Here is a 23,027-nt window from a genome sequence, read left to right on the forward strand (position 1 = left end):
ATATGTATAAAAATAGAGGCGATATCATAAAAAACACTTATGTAAATAATTATTCATTTAGAATATTTAGAGTATTTCAAAAAACGTATAGCGGTTGACGATTGTGGGAGAGTGCAATGTAGACAGCCACCGAAGGAGCAAGGTCCAAAAAAAACCTTGGAACAAATCTCTCAGGTATAAGAACCACAATGGGACGCAACTCTGGAGAGCGCGTTTATAAAACGCCACCAAAGAGGAAGACTCTTTTTAGCATAGAGTTAAACTCTCAGTTAAAAGGACAGAGAAGGGAATGTTGCCAACGTTATCACTTTAAATGTTTTTGTTCTGGTTTGAATTGTACACCAAAACAAGGGAAGTTAAGTGACTAAAACTATTAAGCACATTAAAGATAACTTCGGTATTGAATTGGAGGTTTTTCTTTATGATTTCCAATAATAATGATTACGTAAACAGAGGATGCTTTTATCTAGAAAGCATCCTCTGTAGTGTATATTTGAAAGGTATAAGTAGTTTGTAAAAGTACACTATTATGAACGGTGTTTATCGACTGTAAAAAGCAATCTACTCCTATTCAATTCACAATTCACTTGGGGTACTAGGGGCATATAATTTATGAACTGTCAGAAAGCTCTATCTCTATATTTAAAATTCTGAAAATAAAGTTTTTTCAGATATTTATTGAAATTTCCATTAGAACCATTTATTATACAACTGTTAATGCGATTTTATATCAGCGGATGATAATTGTGGGAGAGACTAAACGCATTGTTTAGCACCGAAGGGGCAATTCCCAAAAAAATTGGGTATGAATCTCTCAGGTAAAAGGACCACAATAGGACGCGTCTCTGGAGAGAGCTATGAGCCACCAAAGGAGTTAAACTCTCAGGTAAAAGGACAGAGGAAAGATAGGAGAACACCTATCTTTCCTATGCCCTTTTTATGCTGGGAAAGATAGCACAAACGAAAAAAGGAGGATTGTGCTATGAAATTTATTAAAGAATGAGTCTTTCTATTCAATTTTCCTGACTACAACTTTTACCTTAGAGAGAATCTGCAATAGGTTGAATGCAATACCTTTATCTTTTCAAAGGCTTGGTAGATTATGTCGAGGTTTGCACCAGAACCAGAATATTTATCAGCAACATATTGAGTAATATTATATTAAAATTGTAAGCGTTTTCTTTGTTGGGTTGAATAATAATATGTCAAAATTTTATCGGAATATTATTATTCAATTATCTGGAAATTAGGGAGTGGGAAATCATATGCAGGAACAAAAATTGTCGAGAGGCCTAAAAAACAGGCACGTACAACTAATCGCTATTGGCGGGGCAATTGGAACGGGATTATTTCTCGGAGCAGGAAAATCTATTCACTTAGCAGGACCATCGATTTTATTTGCTTACATGATTACAGGCGTAATTTGCTTTTTAATCATGCGCGCTCTTGGAGAACTACTCTTAACCAATTTGGAATATAATTCTTTTGTTGACTTTGTAAAAGACTATTTAGGTAATATGGCAGCATTTATCACCGGTTGGACCTACTGGTTTTGCTGGATTTCAATCGCAATGGCCGACTTAACAGCAGTTGGTCTTTATACCCAGTATTGGTTTCCCTCCGTACCACAGTGGATGCCAGGTTTAATTGCGCTTGTCATTTTGCTATTTATGAATCTAGCAACCGTAAAACTTTTTGGCGAAATGGAATTCTGGTTTGCATTAATTAAAGTTATCGCTATTCTAGCACTTATAGTTATCGGTATTTTCATGATTATTAAAGGCTTTTCCACAGATTCAGGCGCAGCCAGTTTCACGAATCTATGGAGCCACGAAGGTATGTTCCCAAATGGAATAAATGGATTTATCCTCTCATTCCAGATGGTAGTGTTTGCGTTTGTTGGTATTGAACTTGTAGGACTTACAGCAGGTGAAACAGAAGATCCAGAGAAAGTTATCCCAAAAGCAATCAATAATATTCCTATTCGGATTATAATTTTCTACATTGGCGCACTTATTGTCATTATGAGTGTTTATCCGTGGAACGCAATCATCCCATCGGAAAGCCCATTCGTCCAAGTATTCGTGGCTGTTGGTATCGCTGCAGCTGCTGGTATCGTCAATTTTGTCGTCCTAACATCGGCTGCTTCGGCATGCAACAGTGCAATCTTCAGTACAAGCCGGATGGTATACTCACTTGCCAAAGATAAAAATGCACCTGTGCCATTTGCAAAACTTAATGCCCGTAAAGTACCTTCCAATGCACTGGCCTTTTCAACTGTCGTCATTCTAACTTCCGTTGTTTTGAACTATTTAATGCCAGAAGGAGTATTTACGTTAATTACAAGTATTTCTACAGTATGTTTCATCTTTATTTGGGGAATTACTGTCATCAGTCATTTGAAATACCGCAAAACAAGGCCAGATCTAGCGAAAATGAACAAATTTAAATTACCACTTTATCCAATTTCTAATTACTTGATCCTTGCTTTCCTAGCTTTCGTACTTGTTGTGCTTGCACTTGCGGAAGATACTCGTGTTGCCTTGTTCGTAACTCCTGTTTGGTTTATTTCGCTGATTGCGATTTATAAGATGCAGAAAACGAAGGCAAATCATGCGGATCAGGCGAATCAGAAAGAGGTAGCGGAAAATTAAGAGGCTACGGACAAAAGTCAGGGACCTACTATTAACTTTATCAAAATAGTCAACTTGCAAAAAACGATGATACAAGCGACTCGTGAGTAACCTGGATGACCATATGTGACATTCATAAAGTAAGAATTTTCAAAAAATAATGTTAACGCTTACAAGAAAATCTTGACATTCTTATTTCCACCAATTATTCTAAATATAATAAAAATTCAATATGAGCGAATGACGGTTGTGGGAGAGTGCAATGCGACACGCCACCGAAGGAGCAAGTTCCAAAAAGACCCTTGGAACAAATCTCTCAGGTAGATGGAACCACAACTGGACGCACCTCTGGAGAGCGCGTATAAAGTAGTACGCCACCAAAGGGGAAAGGCCCTATTAATATAAAAGGGTTAAACTCTCAGGTAAAAGGACAGAGAAGGGTAGAGAAAGCTAAGCTAAGCTACCCTTCTCTGTTCTTTTTTGTGCGCAAAAAAGGGTAGTGTTTCGTAGTCACTAGCTATGCAACAAACCTTTAATACAAAAATTTTCAAGGGGGAGTACAAATGAGTTTACAGCAAAATGATTCAATCATTTTTCAAGCTATCAGAAACGAGCAAAATCGTCAGCATCAAACCTTAGAGTTGATTGCATCAGAAAACTTCGTCAGCCAGGATGTATTAGAAGCAATGGGAAGTGTAATGACGAATAAATATGCAGAAGGTTATCCAGGAAAACGTTATTATGGCGGATGTGAATTTGTAGATGTGGCAGAACAAGCAGCTATTGAGCGCTTAACAAAGCTGTTTGGTGCCAAATATGCAAATGTTCAGCCTCACTCGGGTGCACAAGCAAATTTCGCAGTATTTTTCGCACTACTTCAGCCTGGTGATAAAGTAATGGGAATGAACCTTTCACATGGCGGCCACTTAACTCATGGAAGTCCAGTCAGTGTTTCAGGAAAATGGTTTGAAGTTGTGTCTTATGGAGTTAGAGAAGATACCCAATTAATTGATTATGATGAGTTGGAAGCTATCGCAAAGAAAGAAAAACCAAAATTGATTATTGCAGGGACAAGTGCCTACCCAAGAACCATTAATTTTGCACGATTTAGAGAAATTGCTGATCAAGTTGGAGCAAAACTTATGGTGGATATGGCTCATATTGCAGGGCTGGTAGCGGCCGGTCTTCACCCATCCCCAATCCCATATGCAGATGTTGTGACAAGTACTACTCATAAAACATTGAGAGGACCTCGCGGGGGTATCGTTTTAACAAACGATGAAGAGATTATCAAATCGATTAATAAATCTGTATTCCCAGGAATTCAGGGCGGCCCTCTCATGCACATTATTGCAGCAAAAGCGGTTGCTTTCAACGAAGCATTACAACCAAGCTTTAAGGACTATGCGAAACAAGTCATTGAAAATGCTGCAACACTTAGTGAAACATTAAAAAATGAAGGTGCAGCTCTTGTTTCTGGCGGAACAGATAATCATATTGTCCTTTTAGATTTACGTCCGTGGAATTTAACAGGAAAAGAAGCAGAGAAATTATTAGAAGAAGCAGGCATCACCGCTAATAAAAATACGATTCCATATGATCCGGAAAAGCCATTTGTTACCAGTGGTATCCGAATGGGAACAGCAGCATTAACAACTCGAGGCATGAAGCAGGATGAAATGGTGAAAATCGGTAAAGTGATTTCAGCTGTTCTAAAGAGTAAAGGGGATAAAGACGTTCTTGAGAAAGCAAAAGAAACAACCAAAGGAATTTGTGATATTTATCCGTTATTTCAACAACCAATTACTGTGTAAGAAAAAAGGGGGGGACACAATGGAATTTCAAAGTTGTTTTGACATAATAGGTCCAATCATGGTAGGACCGTCAAGTTCCCACACAGCCGGAGTCGTGTCAATTGGTAAATTCATCCATGAACTGTTAGGAGATTATCCAAAAGAAGTCAAAATTGTATTCTATGATTCATTTGCTGAAACCTATCAAGGACATGGAACAGATAAAGCACTGCTTGGCGGATTACTTGGAATGGATACTGATGATTCACGCATTAAAAACTCGTTGGAATGGGCAAAAGAAAATGGAATGCAGTACGAAATAGAATTTGAAAACTGCTGCGAGTATTTTGACCATCCTAACACAACAATCGTGACAGCAAAACGCGGCGATTGTGTAGTAAAGGTAGGCGGAGCATCACTTGGTGGTGGTTTATCCAAGATTTTCATGATAGACGACGATATGGTATCGATTCGACTCAGTGCAGGTGATGACTTTTCAGCTCTTGCTAGTTCATATCATCCAAGAAAGAAAGTAATGGACAAGGCTATATGATGGAAATCCAGACCATGAAAGAACTAAATGAAGCTTGTCAAAGAGAAGAAAAAAGCATTGGCGAAATCATGCTAATGATGGAAGCAGAAAAGTCAGGAAGAGACCAACAAGCTATTATCAGTATGATGGAAGAACGATTGATTAAAATGAAGGAAGCCGTTGATAACGGTATAAAGGATGCCACAACCGCACCGAGTGGAATTTCTGGCGGAGATGCTTTGAAAATGAATGATTACGTTCAACAAGGTAAATCTTTGTCAGGCAGCTATATAAGCAATGCAATGAGCTTTTCATTGGCAACTTCTGAAAGTAACGCCCGAATGGGGGTCATTGTAGCTACCCCAACTGCGGGTGCAGCAGGGATTCTGCCTGGGGTACTGTTTTCACTTCATAAAAATGATGGCACTCCTTATAAAGATTTAGTTATGGGGTTATTCACGGCAAGTATGCTCGGGCTTGTCATTGCGAACCGTTCTTTCATTTCGGGGGCTGCTGGAGGCTGTCAAGCAGAGGTGGGCTCCGCAACGGCCATGGCAGCGGGGACAATCGTTGAGTTAAAAGGTGGAACACCACTGCAAGCCGTGAATGCGACAGCCATTGCGATGAAGTCACTTTTAGGTTTGGTTTGTGATCCAGTCGCAGGACTTGTGGAAGTTCCTTGCATCAAGCGGAATGTGATTGGAACCTCAATTGCATTTTCAGCGGCCGACATGTCTCTAGCTGGGATTGAAAGCCGCATACCCTGTGATGAGGTAATTGAAGCCATGTATAAGGTTGGAAATGATATGCCAAGGACCCTTCGAGAAACGGCTCTTGGTGGCTTGGCAATGACAGAAACCGGTAAACAGGTGAAAGAACGTCTTTTTTGTAGGAAATCATGAATCATAATCGGGAGGTAGATCATGGGTACTGAAACAGCATTAAAGCAAACACCGCTTTTTGAAGTATATAAAAAATACGGAGCAAAAGTTATTGATTTTGGTGGCTGGGCTCTGCCAGTTCAATTTTCCAGCATTTTAGAAGAGCATGAAGCTGTTCGAACAGAAGCAGGACTTTTTGATGTTTCTCATATGGGAGAGGTACTTGTGGAAGGGAAAGATGCCGAGAGTTATATTAACTACCTTGTTACAAACGATGTAACAAAGCTTAGCATCAATCAAGCACAGTATACTGCAATGTGCTATCCAGACGGCGGAACAGTCGATGATTTATTAGTTTATAAATTAGGGAATGAAAAATATTTACTCGTTATTAATGCCGCAAACATTGAGAAAGATTACGAATGGATGAAGCAGCATGTAAAAGGAGAGATGGCGCTCCAAAATATTTCGGAAGACATCGCTCAGCTTGCCATCCAAGGTCCAAAGGCAGAAAGCATTTTGCAAAAGTTAACGGAAATAGATTTATCAGAAATTGGCTCTTTTAAATTCGCCCAACATGTCAACATCTCCGGGATTACCGACATACTTGTATCCCGTACAGGTTACACAGGAGAAAATGGATATGAACTTTATTTAGCAGCGGACAAAGCGGTAGTACTCTGGGAAAAGCTCTTAGAAGCAGGAACTAAGAATGGATTACAACCATGTGGACTTGGTGCACGGGACACGCTTCGACTTGAAGCACGTCTTGCACTCTATGGCCAAGAACTCAGTAACGATATCAGCCCGCTTGAAGCAGGAATCGGCTTTGTGGTAAAGACGAACAAAGAAAGTGACTTTATCGGAAAATCTGCTCTTACAGAACAAAAAGAAGCTGGATTAAAACGAAAATTAGTAGGGATTGAAGTAACAGGCAGAGGGATTCCGCGTCATGGTTACAAGGTAATTTCTCAAGGTGGAGAGGAAATAGGTATTGTTACATCCGGAACACAATCACCATCTTTGAAGAAAAGCTTAGGTCTTGCCTTGGTATCAGCCGACCAAGCTGAAGTGGGGACGCCGATAAAAGTGGAAATTCGTAATAAACTGATTGAAGCTGTTATTGTTAATGCACCATTCTACAAAAGATAAGTGGAAATATTTTAATAGAGTTATCGTGTAGTTTTTAAGTCGATTTCCGTTACTTTGCACGTAGACCGAAATAGACAACCTGTTATGAGTAAAATTGGTCTTTATTTTCTGAATTATGACAAAATTAAAAACGGAGAGGGAGAAAAAACAATGACAAAAGTAACATTAAGTTTACGATATAGCAAAGAACATGAGTGGGTGCAACAATTAGAAGGAAATCGTGTACGTATTGGAATTTCTGATTATGCACAAAAGGCGTTAGGTGATATCGTCTTTGTTGAAAATCCAGCGATTGATGATGAAGTAACTGTCAATGAATCGATGGGAACGATCGAGTCAGTTAAAGCAGTTTCCGAACTTTATTCACCTGTTTCAGGTACGGTAGTTACTGTAAACGAAGAGTTAGAAGGCGCTCCAGAGACGATTAACGAGCATCCATTTGAAGCAGGGTGGTTAGTCGAAGTAGAAATGTCCAATCCAGAAGAATTAGATTCACTTCTAAACGAAGATGAATATCAAGCATTTACTAATGAAGGAGAGGAATAATATGACAGCCACTTATAGATACCTCCCTGATACGAAACAGGACCAAGAGGAAATGCTCAAATTTTTAAATATTTCTTCTATAGATGAGTTATTTGAAGATATTCCAGCTGAAATTAGCCTGCAGGATGAGCTAAACATTCCAGAGGCGGTTCCTGAACCGCTTCTTTTGAAAAAAATGAATCAGCTTGCTACAAAAAACAAAAATGCAAATCATTACCCAACTTTTCTAGGTGCAGGTACCTATGATCACTATATTCCAAGTGTGGTAAATCATATGATTTCACGTTCCGAATTTTACACAGCTTATACACCCTACCAACCGGAGATCAGCCAAGGTGAATTACAAGCGATTTTTGAATTTCAAACGATGGTTTGTGAGTTGACAGGAATGGATGTGGCTAACTCTTCCATGTACGATGGTTTTACATCGCTTGCAGAAGCTGCATCACTTGCCGTTGCATCTACAAGACGTTCAAAAGTACTTGTATCCAAAGCGGTACATCCTGAATCCCGTGCTATTTTACATACAGTAGCTGGAGGTCCGGGATACACAGCTGAGGAAGTAAATCTTGCTGATGAGGTTACAGATTTAGGGAAGCTGCAAGAACAAATCGATAAGGACACTGCTGCCGTAATTGTTCAATATCCAAATTTCTTCGGTTCCATTGAGGATTTAAAAGCAATTAAGAAAATTGCAGAAGAAAAAGGTGCCCTTTTAATCGTAAGCGCCAATCCTCTTGCACTAGCACTCTTGCAGGCTCCTGGGAAACTTGGGGCAGATATTGTGATCGGTGATATGCAGCCATTAGGAATCCCGATGTCCTTTGGCGGTCCACACTGCGGCTATTTTGCGGTAAGTAAGAAACTCATGCGTAAAATCCCAGGACGTATTGTAGGGCAATCAGCAGATGAAAAAGGACAACGTGGGTTTGTGTTAACATTGCAAGCGCGTGAACAGCATATTCGCCGTGATAAAGCCTCATCCAATATTTGTTCCAACCAGGCATTAAATGCTCTTGCCTCCTCTATTTGTATGACATCACTTGGAAAGCAAGGGATTCGTCAAATGGCACAGCTAAACATTGAGAAAGCTGATTACATGGCGAAAACTCTAGAACAAAAAGGCTTTACCATTATCAATGAAGCACCATTCTTCAATGAGTTTGTTGTCGAGCTTACTCGTTCGGTAAAGGAAGTCAATGAAAAACTTCTTAAGGCCGGTATTATCGGTGGATTTGATTTAAAAAGTGATTACGGCTTTGAAAATCAAATGCTGCTAGCTGTGACTGAGCAGCGAACAAAAGAAGAAATTGATCAATTTATTGATGTTTTGGAGGAGATTGTAAATGGTTGAATATAATGAGTTAATTTTTGAAATAAGTCGACCAGGACGTGTGGGCTCAAGTCTTCCGGAAAGTGACGTTGACTATGTTGATATAAATGACAAATTTCCAAAGCATTTAATTCGTGACGAACCGGCGGAGCTCCCAGAAGTATCAGAGTTGCAGCTTGTCCGCCATTACACAGCGCTTTCTAATAAAAACCATGGGATCGATAATGGGTTCTATCCGCTGGGTTCTTGTACGATGAAATACAATCCGAAAATAAATGAAGATGTGGCACGTTTGGAAGGATTTAGCCGCATTCATCCATATCAGCCGGTTGAAACTGTACAGGGTGCACTAGAGGTTTTATATGAATTACAAGAAGAGCTAGCTGTCATCACAGGAATGGATGCTGTAACTTTACAGCCATCTGCAGGGGCTCAAGGGGAATGGACAGGTTTAATGATGGCTAAGGCGTACCATGCTCAAAAAGGTGAAACCAGAACGAAAGTACTTGTTCCAGACTCCGCGCACGGTACAAATCCTGCAAGTGCAAGTGTTGCTGGTTTTCAAACGATCACGATCCCATCCGATAAAAATGGATTAGTTAACCTAGAAGAATTAAAGAAACATGTAGGCCCTGATACTGCTGCGCTAATGTTGACTAATCCAAATACCCTTGGACTTTTTGAAAAAGAAATTGTGGAAATCGCTCAGGTTGTTCATGAAGCTGGCGGCTTATTATACTATGATGGAGCGAATGCCAATGCCATTTTAGGTAAAACAACACCAGGTCAAATGGGCTTTGACATCGTGCACTTAAATCTTCACAAAACATTTACGACGCCTCATGGCGGTGGCGGTCCAGGGGCAGGTCCTGTCGGTGTGAAAGAGAAACTTATTCCTTTCTTGCCAGTTCCGCGAATAGAAAAATCCGGGGATAAATATGTGCTGAACTCTGATCATTCGCACTCTATAGGACGGGTAAAAGGGTATTATGGAAACTTTGGAATTCTCTTGCGGGCGTATACTTATATTCGCACGATGGGGCCTGAAGGGCTGCGCCAAGTATCTGAAAGTGCCGTACTTCATGCTAATTACCTTCGCAAAAGATTAGCGCCATATTTTGAAGCGCCATTTTCACAAATTTGTAAGCATGAATTTGTCCTATCCGGTTCTAGGCAGAAAAAGCTGGGTGTAAGAACGCTTGATATGGCAAAACGTCTGCTAGATTTCGGCTACCATCCGCCGACCATCTATTTCCCGTTAAATGTTGAGGAATGTTTGATGATTGAACCGACAGAAACAGAGTCGAAGGAAACACTCGATGCTTTTGCGGATGTAATGATTCAAATTGCCAAAGAAGTGGAAGAAAACCCAGGGGTTGTTTTAGACGCACCACATACTACGGTCATAGGGCGATTGGATGAGGTCCAAGCAGCTAGACAACCAATTTTGCGTTATTCCAAAGAGGAAGTAGTAGAGGAAGAAACGGTAAAGTCATAAATAAATGCTTGAACATGAACCACCAGGGATGAAAATAAAGAGAAAAGGAGAGTCTCATTATTTCATTCATGGTGGTTTGATGTAAGCGCGTGTAAAAAGGATGACAAAAAGAGACAAGAAGGGCGAGAAGAAATATTCTTTAGAATTAAAAAGACAGAGCAATGGAGAAATTCAATTGGTCTTTTTATAGACTATTGAACAACCTTAAAACAAAAATTACATCTGCTCATAGGAGTGAGAAATAAAATGTCCATCAGTAATCTTCGTAAACCAGAATGGCTTAAAATTAAATTAAATACCAATGAACAGTATACGGGCTTAAAGAAAATGATGCGTGAAAAAAAGCTGCATACTGTTTGTGAAGAAGCAAGATGTCCTAACATTCATGAATGCTGGGCTGTCCGAAAAACGGCAACTTTCATGATTTTAGGAAGTGTATGTACGCGAGCTTGCAGGTTCTGTGCAGTTCAAACTGGGCTACCTTCAGAGCTTGATTGGGAAGAGCCTGAACGTGTCGCAGAATCAGTAGAGCAAATGGGCTTAAAGCATGTCGTGATTACCGCTGTTGCTCGTGATGATTTAAAAGACGGTGGAGCAAAGATATTTGCAGAAACTGTAAGGGCTGTAAGGCGGCGAAATCCGTTTTGCACCATTGAAGTTCTCCCCTCCGATTTGAATGGAGAATATGATAACTTAAAAACATTATTGGATACAAGGCCAGACATTTTGAATCATAACATTGAAACAGTAAAACGATTATCTCCACAAGTTCGTGCTCGTGCAACATACGAACGTTCACTAGAGTTTTTAAGGCGGGCAAAGCTAATGAATGCCACTATCCCGACGAAATCAAGCATTATGATTGGTCTAGGAGAAACAAAAGAAGAAATTATGGAGACGATGGATGACCTTCGTGCTAACAATGTGGAGATTATGACTATTGGTCAATATTTACAGCCTACTAAACGACATTTGAAGGTCCAAAAATATTGGAGTCCAGAAGAGTTTGAAGAACTGAAAAACATTGCCTTGTCAAAAGGGTTTAGTCATTGCGAAGCCGGTCCGCTTGTTCGCTCCTCCTATCATGCAGATGAACAAGTCCGTGCAGCAAAGGCTAATGCGTAATCATTTTTAAATAAACCTAGTAAGAAAGGGGAGAATCAGATGGTAGTCAAAATAACAGTGGCAGCCATAATTAAGCTGAAGGAAATGGCTCGTAAGGATGCACAAATTCCTCGTATTGATGCCGATATTGCCGGCGGCTGCGGGGTGTCGGTGAAGTTCTCCCTCGTATTGGACGAGCCCCGCAGAAACGATACAATTATTGAATATGAGGGAGTTCAGCTTAGATTAGATCTTTTTACTAAACGCTATTTAGATGAGGAGACACAAATTGATTATTTAGAAGATCGTGGCTTTATTGTCGGAGATAGCTTTGCATCCAGTGCATGTGCCATTGAAATAGATTAATAGAATCGTTACAGCTTACCTATTATATAGAAGATCGTGTTTAGAAAGGTTTTTTTCTTACAATATTCAAATATCCAAGTTTATGAAAACAAAAGGGGGAAGTATTAGATGAATCAAGAATATGACATTGTTATCATCGGAGGCGGCACCGGTGGATATGTTGCGGCCATTCGTGCATCTCAATTAGGATTAAAAACAGCGGTAGTTGAACGAGGTAAACTTGGTGGAACATGCCTTCATGCAGGTTGTATTCCAAGTAAAGCCTTATTAAGAAGTGCAGAAGTATATTCAAATGCAAAGAATGCAGATAAATTCGGTGTTATTGCCCCGGAAGTAGGACTGGATTTCTCAAAAGTACAGGCCAGGAAAGAAGAAATTACAGAACGTTTATTAAAAGGTGTACAACATTTAATGAAAAAAGGAAAAATAGATGTGTACGAGGGTAAAGGAAGTATTTTACAGACAAAAGATGTTTTGGTGAAATTGAATAATGAAGAACGGGAAATGATATTAACCCCCAGAAATATTTTAATAGCAACAGGATCTCGTCCAAGAACACTTCCCGGTTTAGAAGCGGATAGCGAATATGTGATGACATCGGATGAAGCACTGCAAATGAAAGAGCTCCCAAATTCCATCATTATTGTCGGCGGTGGTGTTATTGGAATTGAATGGGCATCGATGCTTATTGACTTTGGATTAGAAGTGACTGTGATAGAGTATGCCGAGCGCATTTTACCGACGGAAGATAAAGATATTTCAAAGGAAGTACAGCGACTAATGAAGAAAAAAGGTGTGAAAGTTGTAACAGGAGCAAAGGTTCTTCCAGAATCGTTAGAAAAAGGGGATGGTGTCTCTATTAAGGCGGAATATAAGGGGAAAGAAACGACATTTACAGCAGAAAAATTATTAGTATCCGTCGGAAGATTACCTAACGTAGAAGGCATTCATCTTGAAAATACGAAAGTTGAAGTCGAACGTTTTATTCAAACAAATGAGTATTATCAAACGAATGAGCCAAACATTTATGCAATTGGAGATGTGATTGGCGGATTGCAGCTTGCTCATGTTGCTTCACATGAAGGAATTATCGCGATCGAACATATGGCAGGAGAAAGCCCTGTGCCTCTTGATCCAACACTTGTTTCAAAATGCGTATATAGCAGTCCAGAGGTAGCGAGTGTCGGTCTAACAGAAGAAGAAGCAATGCAGAAAGGATATCAAGTAAAAACAGGCAAATTCTCATTCCGTGCGATTGGGAAGGCTCTTGTTTTTGGTGAATCAGATGGTTTTGTCAAACTTGTTGTTGAGGAAGAATCTAATAAGTTATTAGGAGCGCATATGGTTGGTCCACATGTAACCGATATGATCACAGAGGTTGGTCTTGCACAGGTATTAAATGCAACTGCCATGGATATCGCTCATACAATACACCCGCACCCTACATTAGCGGAAGCTATTGGGGAAGCAGCCCTGGCTGTATATGGTAAAGAAATACATGCCTAGATAAAAATTCTAGTGAAAACTGAAAAAATGTGTTGTGATTGCAAAATTCTTTGTAATTCTTTCGCCCATCCTCACCGTATTTCAAGAATGATAGGATTCGTTATTGCAGTTACAGGGATTGTTCAATCATCGATAGTAGTATATTCAGTTTTGAATCCGCAGCTTTTTAGTGCTTTAATTACAATTCAATAGGATGGTGAAAGAACCTTGATTAAAGAAGTGAATGTTAACCGGGCTAAATTATTAATATCTTGCCCAGAGAAGCCAGGTATTATCTCGGTTGTATCTAATCTGTTATTAGAAAACAAAGCAAATGTTGTTCATTTTGATCAACATACGACGGATCCACAAACAGGTATGTTTTTTATGAGGATCGAATTTGATTTAAATGATTTTGATGTTTCCTATGCAAAACTTGAGGAAGACTTACATATGCTGGCTCAGGCTTATTCAATGGATTGGAGCTTAAGCGGAAATAAGAAAAGAAAACGAATGGCCATTTTTGTATCTAAAATGGATCACTGTCTAATGGAGCTTATATGGCGTTGGAAATCGAATGAACTTCTAGTGGAAATTCCAATGGTAATCAGTAATCATCCTGATTTAAAAGAAGTAGTAGAGAGTTATGGTATCCCTTATTATCATATCCCTATAACTCATGAAACAAAACAACAAGCTGAACAGAAAGCTCTAGAACTACTGAAAGGGAAAGTAGACTCTATTGCCTTGGCCAGATATATGCAAATCCTTTCCCCTAAATTTATTTCCGAGTTTCCCAATCAAATTATTAATATTCATCATTCTTTCTTACCGGCATTTGTCGGAGCAAACCCTTATGCCAGGGCCTATAACCGAGGTGTTAAGTTAATTGGAGCAACTGCCCATTATGTTACGAATGATCTTGATGAAGGACCCATTATTCAGCAAGATGTAAAGCGGGTTAATCATAGACATACAATAGAAGAATTAAAGGTTGCCGGAAGTCATGTTGAAAGACAAGTTTTTGCCGAAGCTGTTTCCTGGCATATTGAAGATAAAGTTATTGTTCATGGTAATAAAACAATCGTGTTTGATTAAGTTCATATTAACACGTTGCAAAGATAGGAGATAGACAAAAATTTTAAAGATTTAATTTTTTCAATATTTCAAAAATAAATTTTTGCTGATACTATTAGAACAGACAGAATACTAGACTTGGAAGTATTTTGTTCTATCACAAATGCGATGCCAGTACTAGTTTGTGCCTCCCATGACTAGCTATTCTCTATATCAATACCAACATGTCCACCTCTTTTTAAGTATTAAAGAATACTATATGTCTGGCATTACTCCCCTAGGAGATACCGGTTTTTCAATAGTTCATCTCTTGGCGATGAACCACGCTTTGGATTACGTGAAAAAACTTATTGGGCAGGGAGCATTCCTGTAGAACGCTAGATTTTAACTTCGAAAAAGAGCCCATCAGTGCGATAAGTATACATAATCACAACACGCATCATAAGGTGGAAGCTCTACTATGAAGTATAAAATGCAAAAAAAATAAAATCAGCTATTGAACAAATTTCGGATCGTCATCTCGTTGTCGGTGTGAATATTTCACAACTATTAAAAGTGTCACGAGCTGTAAATTTTCGTGGAATCGTCGTTGGTGATTCTCTTACTTTTGAAAATAGCCAAAGGGTATTCACTAGATTACTAGAATAGATTAAAAAACTACAAGATTCAAACAACTTATAATTAATTTCAGGGGTTATGAAATCCTGCGAGTAAGTGAGCTTTCGAGAGATATAGCTATCATACTAAGGGAGTTTGAAAAAGGATGTTGAAGGATTTTTTTGAAGACTTGGGAATAGAAATAGAAAGTCTATTTGATATATGCATAATCACATTGATTGTTTTTGTTTTTTTAAAAAGAAAAGGATGGATTAATTAAAGGGGGTTTGAAAAGGTAAGGTAGTTAAAGAAGACATAGATAGCGGACTTACACCGTCAAGTAGACAGCATCTAAAAAAGTTTAGGAAGCCATCGAGTTTCGATATTCAATCGAAGCTCGATTGTTGAGCCTAATTTCAAGGGAATTTTCAAATTTGATCTACTTTATTCTCACAGTGGACTAGAGGGAAGACATGTTACGCTTATGTCTATAGGATCAAGAGAACATAAAGGCTTTATAAAAGGGTTCGAGATTCATTGAGTATTTAAGCTAATTTGCTCTTTACCAAAGGTTGGTTTTTTTATAACATTGGAAAAATATAAAGATGGAGATATGCAAGCAAATTCATGCTTTGGAATACAATAAGTGCTTATTCTAAAAAAGTGGAAGCAAGTCATCTAGATGACTCTTGTCTCAGAATTTAATCAGGTCAAATGTCGTCCTTGAATATGCCTCATCGATACAGGCAACCATTTTCTGTTTGAAAAAATGAAAAAAAACATTATTAAAGAAATGAAAAAAAGGTGTCTATAATAAATGGATTTCCAAATAGTAGAAATGTTAAGGGACTTTAAAGAAATTGCGAATTTTTGTTAAAAAATGGTAAATAAGATTCTGATTTTCTGAAATGCCTGTATGATAGTCTTGTAACTAAATTTGAACAATCATGGAGGCAGAAAAGGATGAAGAACCTTAAAAAATGGCTTATGGTATTGATGGCGTCTTTCATGTTGGTTGGTGTTGTCGAAGGTTGCAGTAGTGCGGGTACAGAGACAGAAGATACAGAAACGGAAGATAATCAAACTGATGATGGAGCTGAAACAGAAGGTACTGAAGACGATTCACAAACAGATGAAAACGGACAATAAGAAAAATAAAACAGTGGCTGAATCATTTATGGTTCAGCCTTGATTAATAATCAAAACAAAAATACCGACAAAGTTAAACGTTCCTAGATAGCCTAATTAACGGAATATGCATGTTAAAGGTAAACTAGCTTTCTATATTTTTCTTTTTGTAGAACTAACGGGTGCGTTAGTTGAAGATTGGGGCTGTCTTAAGGCAGCTTTTTCTTTATGCAACTATCGGGGCAGATTAGTTAAAGAACCCCCATAATATTCCTTAGTTTGATAAACTGAGAATGTACGTTTTATTAAGGAACCGTAGTATTAAAATTTTTAGGGGGCAAACAAATGAAAGAAACAGAGTATCTGCAAGTATGGAACTTGGATAAATTGTTTCCAGATGGGAGCCAATCATCTCAATTTCGTGAACATTTAAAACAATTGGAAACCAAAGTTTCTAAATTTGAAGAAAAATTAAAATTTTTTCATACTCCAAAAGAATTAAATGAATCATTAAAAGTTGTAGATATTATTGAATACATAATAGACATTCGAATGAACCTATCACAAGCCAATTCTTTTATAACCTGTCTTCTTGCACAAAACCCAAAGGATCAAACTGCTACAACACTACGAGGAAAAACATCTTCTATAAATGCTCGTTTTGAGTCTGCTTTTAAAAAAGTACAAAAAGTACTTGTAAACACAAATCAACATTTGTGGGAAGGTATACTAGATACTGAGGTTTTAAATAACTATAAGTTCATACTTAATGAATGGCGTAAAAAAGCCGAGATGCATCTTTCAGATGAAGAAGAAAGCTTAGTTTCAGATCTGATGGTAGATGGTTATCATGCTTGGGGGCAGTTTTATAATTCACTTGTTAATAGTATTAGAGTTAATGTTCAAATCGACGGAGAAAAAAGTGAATTATCTGTTGGTCAAGCGATAAATTTACGTTCACACCCTGATGAAGAGGTTCGCAAAGAGTCTCATAGGGCTTTGGAAGATAAATGGAACGAGCAAGAAGAACTATTTGCCAAAATACTGAATCATATCGCAGGTTTCCGATTACAAGTGTACAAAAAACGAGGATTAGAAAATATACTAAAAGTTCCTTTGATTGAAAATCGCATCAAAGAGGAAACACTGAATGCAATGTGGAAAGCCGTTAGTAAATACAAAAAACCTTTTACAAATTACCTAAATCAAAAAGCAAAAATGAATGGCGATGAAAAAATGCATTCGTATAACTTTTGGGCTTCTGTTACAAAAGGTAATCAAAAGATAAAATATGAAGATGCTGTGGATTTTATTTTGGAGCATTTTAGTCAATTTGGAACGGAATTAGAAAGTTTTTCTCGGCAGGCATTTGATAAAGGTTGGATAGAGGCTGAAGATCGTCCAAATAAATCAACTGTTGCGTTTTGTGCGGGGTTCCCACTTTCAGGAGAATCAAGAGTTTTTATGACATATGGTGGTGGAATTACCAATGTTTTAACCTTGGCACATGAATTAGGTCATGCATTTCATAACCATGCGATGAAACCGGTTAATGGAATGAATAAACAATATCCAATGAGTATTGCTGAAACTGCTTCAACATTTTCCGAAATGATCATCTTAGATGCTGCAATGGAAAAAGCTGAATCCACTAAAGAAAAATTGTTTCTGCTTGATGAAAAATTAAAACGTAGTGTGATGAATTTCATGAATATACATTCTAGGTTCTTGTTTGAAAAGAAATTTTACGAGGAACGTAAAGAGGGGATTGTTTCATCATCACGTTTAAATGAACTAATGCAAGAAGCAATAGATGAAGGGTATGAAGGTTCTCTTGATAATGCTTCTATCCATTCGTGGATTTGGACACCACATTATTATATGACCAAATCTCCATTTTACAACTTCCCATATACATTCGGATACTTATTTTCTCTAAGTATTTATGCAAAGGCAAAGGAAAAAGGAAAAGAATTTGAAAAAGATTATTTAGACTTGCTTCGTGATTCAGGAAGTATGTCCACAGAAGATTTAGTAATGAAGCATTTAGGGGAAGATATTACATCAGAAGCCTTTTGGGAAAAAGGAATTGAATTATGCGTTAAAGATGCCGAAGAATTTGTTACCTTAACATCTTCTTAAGTTTACGGTTACTTTACTTCAAAATAAGTAAGGTTGCTGAGGCGACCTTTTTCTTATGGCACTAGCGGGGCAGGATAGTTTAATAAGCAACAAAACAAACAAAAAGTAAATAAATAATAATAAAGGCAATTAATGAACTGTAGGGTGATAAAATGGATAACTTTGAACGTATGCTGAATGAATTGCAACAATCAGCGATGGAACAAATGAAAAATTCAAATATTCAAATCGACAAAAATAAATTAAACTCGTTCAAAGATATTATCTCAGAGTTAGTAAGCATTAGAAATGAGTTTGCGAGTAAACTTTCCCAATTACAGAATTCAAAAGAAAGGGAAATTGTCACTTTTGAGTATTCAAAAGGTGGAGAAACACTTCACAGAGGATATTATTGTCCAAGTCTGGTACTTGATTTGATCGTAGGAAATTTTAAAAGAGGTAAACTACTTAAAAGAAAACCGGATTTTGGGAAATATTCTTATGAATACGGCTTCGATGCAGACAATAGATTGATAAGGGTAAAAGGTGTAAATGAGTTTACCACTCCAGTTAGCCGTTTTGATGAAGAATTCTTGATTTACTCCGATGATATTGTTCTTGGAGTAGAGTTTAATAATATGGGTCACATTGATGTGGTGTCCAAATGTACTTATGATAAAGGGAAAATTGTTAAGTATGAACGTAGCGTATGTGGCACACAGGAGTACGCAAACCTTTACTACGAGGAATACTTCTATGAAAACAATATGCTTTCAGAGGTTAGCATATTTGATGTAACTCCACGTATTGAAATATACGAAGAGCAAAAATATAAGGTTGAAATTGATGAAGACAGTAAAATAGTTAAATTAATAGGTGGGTTTATGACAAATGGAGTCGCGGAAAAAGATGTTTTGGATTTTTATGAAGTAATTTATAAATAGGACTTTTTCTTATAAAACTACAGGAGCGTTAGCTGAAGATCAAAGCTGTCTTTAAAGCGGCTTTTTCTTTATGGAACTATCGGGGCAGTTTAGTTGAAGAAGGATTTGAATCCGAAGTTAAAGAATAACTAATGAAATACATTTTACAAGGAGTAATTTTAAAGTGATAATGAGGAAGAAATCGTTTCGCTTATTAGAGAAGATAAATGGATGATGGAAATATTAGAATCTGCCAAATCATTGAATTTGCCTGATTGGTGGATATGTGCTGGATTTATCCGATCAAAGGTCTGGGATGTGTTACACGATTTTAGCGTAAGAACAACTATTCCAGATATTGATGTGATCTATGTTGATCCAACAAATATTGATAAATTAGAAGAAAAGAAAATCGAAAAAAAACTAAAATCCCTTATACCCAATATCCCTTGGTCGGTAAAGAATGAAGCGAGAATGCATGTTAAAAGTAATATGCCTCCTTATTCTTCGTCTGTTGATGCTATATCGAAGTTTCCAGAAACAGCAACAGCTTTAGGAGTAAAGTTAGATGAAAATGACAATGTAATATTAACAGCCCCTTGTGGAATTAGTGATGTTATTAATTTAGAGGTAAAACCAACACCTTATTTTAAAGAGACTAAAGAGCGAGTGGAAATTTATGAAGATCGCATAACAAAAAAGAATTGGAAATCAACTTGGTATTAGATAAAAGTTAACCACATCAAAATCCCTTATTAAGCTAAAGGGTGCTTTACTTCATTTAGGAAGGGTTGCCGCGGCGACACTTTTTCTTATGGCACTAACGGAACAGTTTAGTTTATTAAGAATAAAAGGAATTTCTTACTAATTAGTGGAATTTATATTAAAATGATTAAATCCAAATAACAAGAATTATAATTACATATGAAAGAGTGATGAAAATGAGTTTTACTATCCGTAAAATGCAAATGGAGGACATACATCAAGTTCAACAAGTTGCAAAAAAAGTTGGAACTCTACCTATGAAGGCATTATCCCTCTTAAAATTCAGGAAAATTTCTTAAAGTATGCTTATAATGATGAGATGATGCAAAAACGTTTAGAGGGTTCTTTTATATTTGTTTCAGAGGTTGATAGGAAAATTGTGGGCTTCGCTAACTTCTCTCCTGTAAAAGAAGGCGGGGAGGCGGAACTTGGAGCGATTTATATAAACCCAGAATACCAAGGAAAAGGAATAGGAACTGCTTTGCTAAAAGAGGGCATTAAGAACTTAGAAGGTGCAAAAGAAATTTTTATCAATGTAGAAAAAGATAATCAAATAGGAACAACGTTTTACAAGGCAAAAGGATTAGAAGTTGTATCTGAATTTGATGATAACTTTGATGGACATACCCTTAAAACAGTAAGAATGGTCCTGAAACTATAATTCTGATTTGTTAAAAGAACAATGATTTGAGAAGTTAAACCTTATGGTAACTATTTAAATCGTGTTAACCTAAATGGTGCGAAAGTTTAACAAAGGGTTGCTGCGGCAACCTTTTTCTTATTCAACAAATGGGGCAGTTTACTAAATTAAGAAAATAGAAATGATTTTTATTACGGAAAAAGGAGGGTGAAAATGGAGACTTGTATCTTTTGTGAGATCATCCAAAAAAAAGCTGAGGCCTACATAATATATGAAAATGAGTTGGTGTGTTGCTCTTTAGATAAATTCCCAATAAATAAAGGGCACGTTTTAGTTGTTCCCAAAACACATTACCAAGAATTCAGTGAAGTTGATGGAAAGAGTTTGAATGAAGTAATTCTTATATCTCAAAAAGTAGCTATTTCACTTGAAAATTTACTCAATACAGATGGAATAACCATTATGCAAGAAAATGGAATTTACAAAGATGTTGAACACTATCATATGCATATAATACCGAGGTTTAAAGGTGATGGTTTTTCTTGGATCGAACCTGAAATTACCGTGAATCAAGTTGATTTTATGGATTTAAAAATAAGTTTGCAGGGCTATCTTAGTAAAAATTTCATTTAAAGCTTATAGAACTCCCTCAGTTTAATAGATAATGCTCACGAATACTCGCTTATTCGCAGGATTTCAAACCACATGGTATAGGTTGCTTTAGATGAACGAAAGAGATAGGACCGTTTTGATAAGATGAGGGCAGGTTGAAATAGGGGATCCAATGAGAATCCCATATTATTACATATGCTGCACGCATTTTCCACGCTGCCCCTGGAGGCTTTCCCTCCCATGTCTCAACGGGTCATAATCATATGCCCTTTCATTCCTTCGTCATGCCTATCCAAGGGGTGGAGGCTGGTTTTGCTAACGGAACGGGTCATTGCCCTTTTGTTCTATATATCCAGTACTTCGTGCTTTCTTTGAAATCCTACGAATAAGCCAACTTTCGTAAAAACAATGTGAATGTAAATTTACGCTGCTAGTTGTTCAAGAGGGAATACCATTTCCGGTTTATAGACAGAGCCATTACGAGCAATCCCTACTAGGACACGGGCGAGTTTTCCACATAGTTTCATGATGGATTTCATTTTCTTAATCTTCTTCACCTTAACATTGTTCGAGTGTAGGGCTTTAAACTCAGGGTTATTCATCACCAGACTCATGGTCGCAAGGAAGAGGTAACGCCGCAGGCGTGATCTTCCACGTTTGGAAAGAACAATTTGGCCTTTCCACTTCCCAGAGCTTGCCTCAGCGAGATGCAATCCTGCATGACGAAGGAGCGCATTCCCGTGAGCGAACCCACTCAGATCTCCAGCTTCTCCTAAGATGCCCGCCAGTGAAATTTCGCTGATTCCTTTAATGGCAAGTATTTGCTTAACGAATGGAATCTGTTCCAAGACGTTTGTGACTTCTTGCGTCACTCTTTCGAGTTGGGATGAAGCGAGATCATATTCCTCTAATAACTGTTCCAAGTGAAGTTTATACGCATCAAGGGCTTGTTTCGTACCAATTGAACGCTTGGCCAATGTAATCAGGGAACGGGCTTTTTTATGCCCGGAATGTCGCTTCATACATGATTTCCACCCGGTTACGATATCTTGAGGCTGTAAGGAACATATTTCAGCTGGGGTAGGAAAGAGGCGTAGGGTTGCGATTGCCCCTTTACATGATACGTCTTTAAACACTTGCCGGAGCTCGGGAAAGACAACATCCACCCAGCGATTAATCTGGTTGATGGAGCTAACAAGGCGCTTAACGATCACATCTCGGTTGGCCATAAGGACACGAAGTTTTTCAAATGATTCTGAAGTGGAACGAACGAAGGCATAATAGCCATTCTTCACCATATCAGCGATGACAAGGGCATCTTTTTTATCACTTTTGGATTGCGTATTATCACGATTTTCTTTGTTTCTTTTGACATGGTGAGGATTGACCGTAACGACATCAATGTTTTGTTTGACTAGCCACTTTGAAAGGTTTATCCAATAATGACCGGTAGGTTCCATTCCGACTATCGTGGTGTCTAGGTTTTTCATGTGTTTTAGTTCCTTGATCCAATTTAGTAATCTAGTAAAACCCTCTTCGTTATTTTCAAAAGACAAAGGTTTCCCGATCACAATGCCTCGATAGTTTACAGCACGGGCCACGTGTACGTGTTGGGCGATATCCACACCAACAACTAGATGTTGATCCGTAATTCTTTCAATCAGTTGATTTTGTTTGTTTTGCATTTTAAAATTCATAGTAGGGCTTCCTCCTTAAGACTTTGAGTTAGATTGGACACTATACTCGTATCTTACTGAGGGGCTCTATTTTTTTAAAACCTGATATTTAACGATCTACAGGAATGCTAACAGGTGCTTTACTTCATTACTAGGAGCTGATCA

18 protein-coding genes, 2 pseudogenes and 5 riboswitches are annotated in these 23,027 nt (G+C 37.9%); of the genes and pseudogenes, 19 read left to right on the top strand and 1 reads right to left on the bottom strand.

The genetic code is table 11. The features are described 5' to 3' along the window. Positions 1–94: 94 nt before the first annotated feature. Positions 95–196, top strand: a riboswitch (glycine riboswitch). Next, positions 197–290: riboswitch (glycine riboswitch) on the top strand. A 447-nt stretch (positions 291–737) separates the two neighbouring features. Next, positions 738–840: riboswitch (glycine riboswitch) on the top strand. 3 nt (positions 841–843) lie between these two features. Further along, positions 844–900, top strand: a riboswitch (glycine riboswitch). 365 nt (positions 901–1,265) lie between these two features. The 19 genes and pseudogenes from JFU24_RS01870 to JFU24_RS01955 all read left to right on the top strand — a co-directional run bounded on the left by JFU24_RS01870 (position 1,266) and on the right by JFU24_RS01955 (position 21,207). Then, positions 1,266–2,654, top strand: coding sequence for an amino acid permease (locus JFU24_RS01870; protein WP_201249393.1), 1,389 nt, complete (start codon positions 1,266–1,268; stop codon positions 2,652–2,654). Between the two features lie 317 nt (positions 2,655–2,971). After that, a riboswitch (glycine riboswitch) is annotated at positions 2,972–3,077 on the top strand. Positions 3,078–3,196: 119 nt separating this feature from the next. After that, entirely contained in the window at positions 3,197–4,447 is a 1,251-nt protein-coding gene (gene glyA, locus JFU24_RS01875; protein ID WP_201249394.1) for a serine hydroxymethyltransferase, read from the top strand. Positions 4,448–4,466: 19 nt separating this feature from the next. Beyond that, the gene (locus tag JFU24_RS01880) at positions 4,467–4,979 is read left to right on the top strand and encodes a serine dehydratase beta chain (protein WP_201249395.1); all 513 of its coding nucleotides are present in this window, start codon (positions 4,467–4,469) and stop codon (positions 4,977–4,979) included. After that, positions 4,979–5,860 carry an L-serine ammonia-lyase, iron-sulfur-dependent, subunit alpha gene (gene sdaAA, locus JFU24_RS01885; RefSeq protein WP_201250856.1) on the top strand — a complete coding sequence of 294 codons (882 nt, stop codon included), beginning with the start codon at positions 4,979–4,981 and terminating at the stop codon, positions 5,858–5,860. The genes JFU24_RS01880 and sdaAA overlap by 1 nt, the downstream gene beginning before the upstream one ends. A gap of 21 nt (positions 5,861–5,881) precedes the next feature. Next, positions 5,882–6,991: a glycine cleavage system aminomethyltransferase GcvT gene (gcvT, locus tag JFU24_RS01890; RefSeq protein WP_201249396.1), complete on the top strand. Its 1,110-nt coding sequence runs from the start codon at positions 5,882–5,884 to the stop codon at positions 6,989–6,991. Between the two features lie 150 nt (positions 6,992–7,141). Further along, positions 7,142–7,537, top strand: coding sequence for a glycine cleavage system protein GcvH (gene gcvH, locus JFU24_RS01895; RefSeq protein WP_201249397.1), 396 nt, complete (start codon positions 7,142–7,144; stop codon positions 7,535–7,537). A gap of 1 nt (position 7,538) precedes the next feature. Further along, positions 7,539–8,891, top strand: coding sequence for an aminomethyl-transferring glycine dehydrogenase subunit GcvPA (gene gcvPA / locus JFU24_RS01900; protein ID WP_201249398.1), 1,353 nt, complete (start codon positions 7,539–7,541; stop codon positions 8,889–8,891). Continuing rightward, positions 8,884–10,368 carry an aminomethyl-transferring glycine dehydrogenase subunit GcvPB gene (gene gcvPB, locus JFU24_RS01905; RefSeq protein WP_201249399.1) on the top strand — a complete coding sequence of 495 codons (1,485 nt, stop codon included), beginning with the start codon at positions 8,884–8,886 and terminating at the stop codon, positions 10,366–10,368. Before gcvPA ends, gcvPB begins: the two co-directional genes overlap by 8 nt. Before the next feature lie 246 nt (positions 10,369–10,614). After that, positions 10,615–11,493, top strand: a complete 879-nt coding sequence (lipA, locus tag JFU24_RS01910; protein ID WP_201249400.1) for a lipoyl synthase — start codon at positions 10,615–10,617, stop codon at positions 11,491–11,493. A 39-nt stretch (positions 11,494–11,532) separates the two neighbouring features. Then, on the top strand, positions 11,533–11,838 hold the full coding sequence (locus tag JFU24_RS01915; protein WP_201184920.1) for an iron-sulfur cluster biosynthesis family protein: 306 nt from the start codon (positions 11,533–11,535) through the stop codon (positions 11,836–11,838). A 108-nt stretch (positions 11,839–11,946) separates the two neighbouring features. Next, complete coding sequence (lpdA, locus tag JFU24_RS01920; RefSeq protein ID WP_201249401.1) at positions 11,947–13,344, top strand: dihydrolipoyl dehydrogenase; 1,398 nt, start codon at positions 11,947–11,949, stop codon at positions 13,342–13,344. A gap of 207 nt (positions 13,345–13,551) precedes the next feature. Beyond that, positions 13,552–14,421 carry a formyltetrahydrofolate deformylase gene (purU, locus tag JFU24_RS01925; protein ID WP_201249402.1) on the top strand — a complete coding sequence of 290 codons (870 nt, stop codon included), beginning with the start codon at positions 13,552–13,554 and terminating at the stop codon, positions 14,419–14,421. 439 nt (positions 14,422–14,860) lie between these two features. Further along, positions 14,861–15,045, top strand: a pseudogene (locus JFU24_RS31145) (IS110 family transposase); the annotation flags it as partial. 915 nt (positions 15,046–15,960) lie between these two features. Next, the gene (locus JFU24_RS01930) at positions 15,961–16,146 is read left to right on the top strand and encodes a hypothetical protein (protein ID WP_201224357.1); all 186 of its coding nucleotides are present in this window, start codon (positions 15,961–15,963) and stop codon (positions 16,144–16,146) included. A 324-nt stretch (positions 16,147–16,470) separates the two neighbouring features. Further along, on the top strand, positions 16,471–18,267 hold the full coding sequence (locus JFU24_RS01935) for a M3 family oligoendopeptidase (protein WP_201249403.1): 1,797 nt from the start codon (positions 16,471–16,473) through the stop codon (positions 18,265–18,267). Positions 18,268–18,419: 152 nt separating this feature from the next. After that, complete coding sequence (locus tag JFU24_RS01940; RefSeq protein ID WP_201249404.1) at positions 18,420–19,190, top strand: hypothetical protein; 771 nt, start codon at positions 18,420–18,422, stop codon at positions 19,188–19,190. Between the two features lie 210 nt (positions 19,191–19,400). Next, positions 19,401–19,895 carry a nucleotidyltransferase family protein gene (locus tag JFU24_RS01945; protein ID WP_201249405.1) on the top strand — a complete coding sequence of 165 codons (495 nt, stop codon included), beginning with the start codon at positions 19,401–19,403 and terminating at the stop codon, positions 19,893–19,895. Positions 19,896–20,110: 215 nt separating this feature from the next. Then, a pseudogene (locus JFU24_RS01950) lies at positions 20,111–20,595 on the top strand (N-acetyltransferase family protein). A gap of 192 nt (positions 20,596–20,787) precedes the next feature. After that, positions 20,788–21,207 (top strand): HIT domain-containing protein, encoded by a 420-nt coding sequence (locus JFU24_RS01955; protein WP_201249406.1) that lies wholly within the window; start codon positions 20,788–20,790, stop codon positions 21,205–21,207. Positions 21,208–21,608: 401 nt separating this feature from the next. Here JFU24_RS01955 and JFU24_RS01960 read toward each other — a convergent pair whose 3' ends face one another. Beyond that, a complete protein-coding gene (locus JFU24_RS01960) occupies positions 21,609–22,883 on the bottom strand; it encodes an IS110 family transposase (protein WP_201225228.1) in 1,275 nt (424 codons plus the stop codon). Positions 22,884–23,027 lie beyond the last annotated feature (144 nt).

Origin of the sequence: Peribacillus sp. TH27, from assembly GCF_016650915.1 — a bacterium.
Classification (GTDB): domain Bacteria; phylum Bacillota; class Bacilli; order Bacillales; family DSM-1321; genus Peribacillus; species Peribacillus butanolivorans.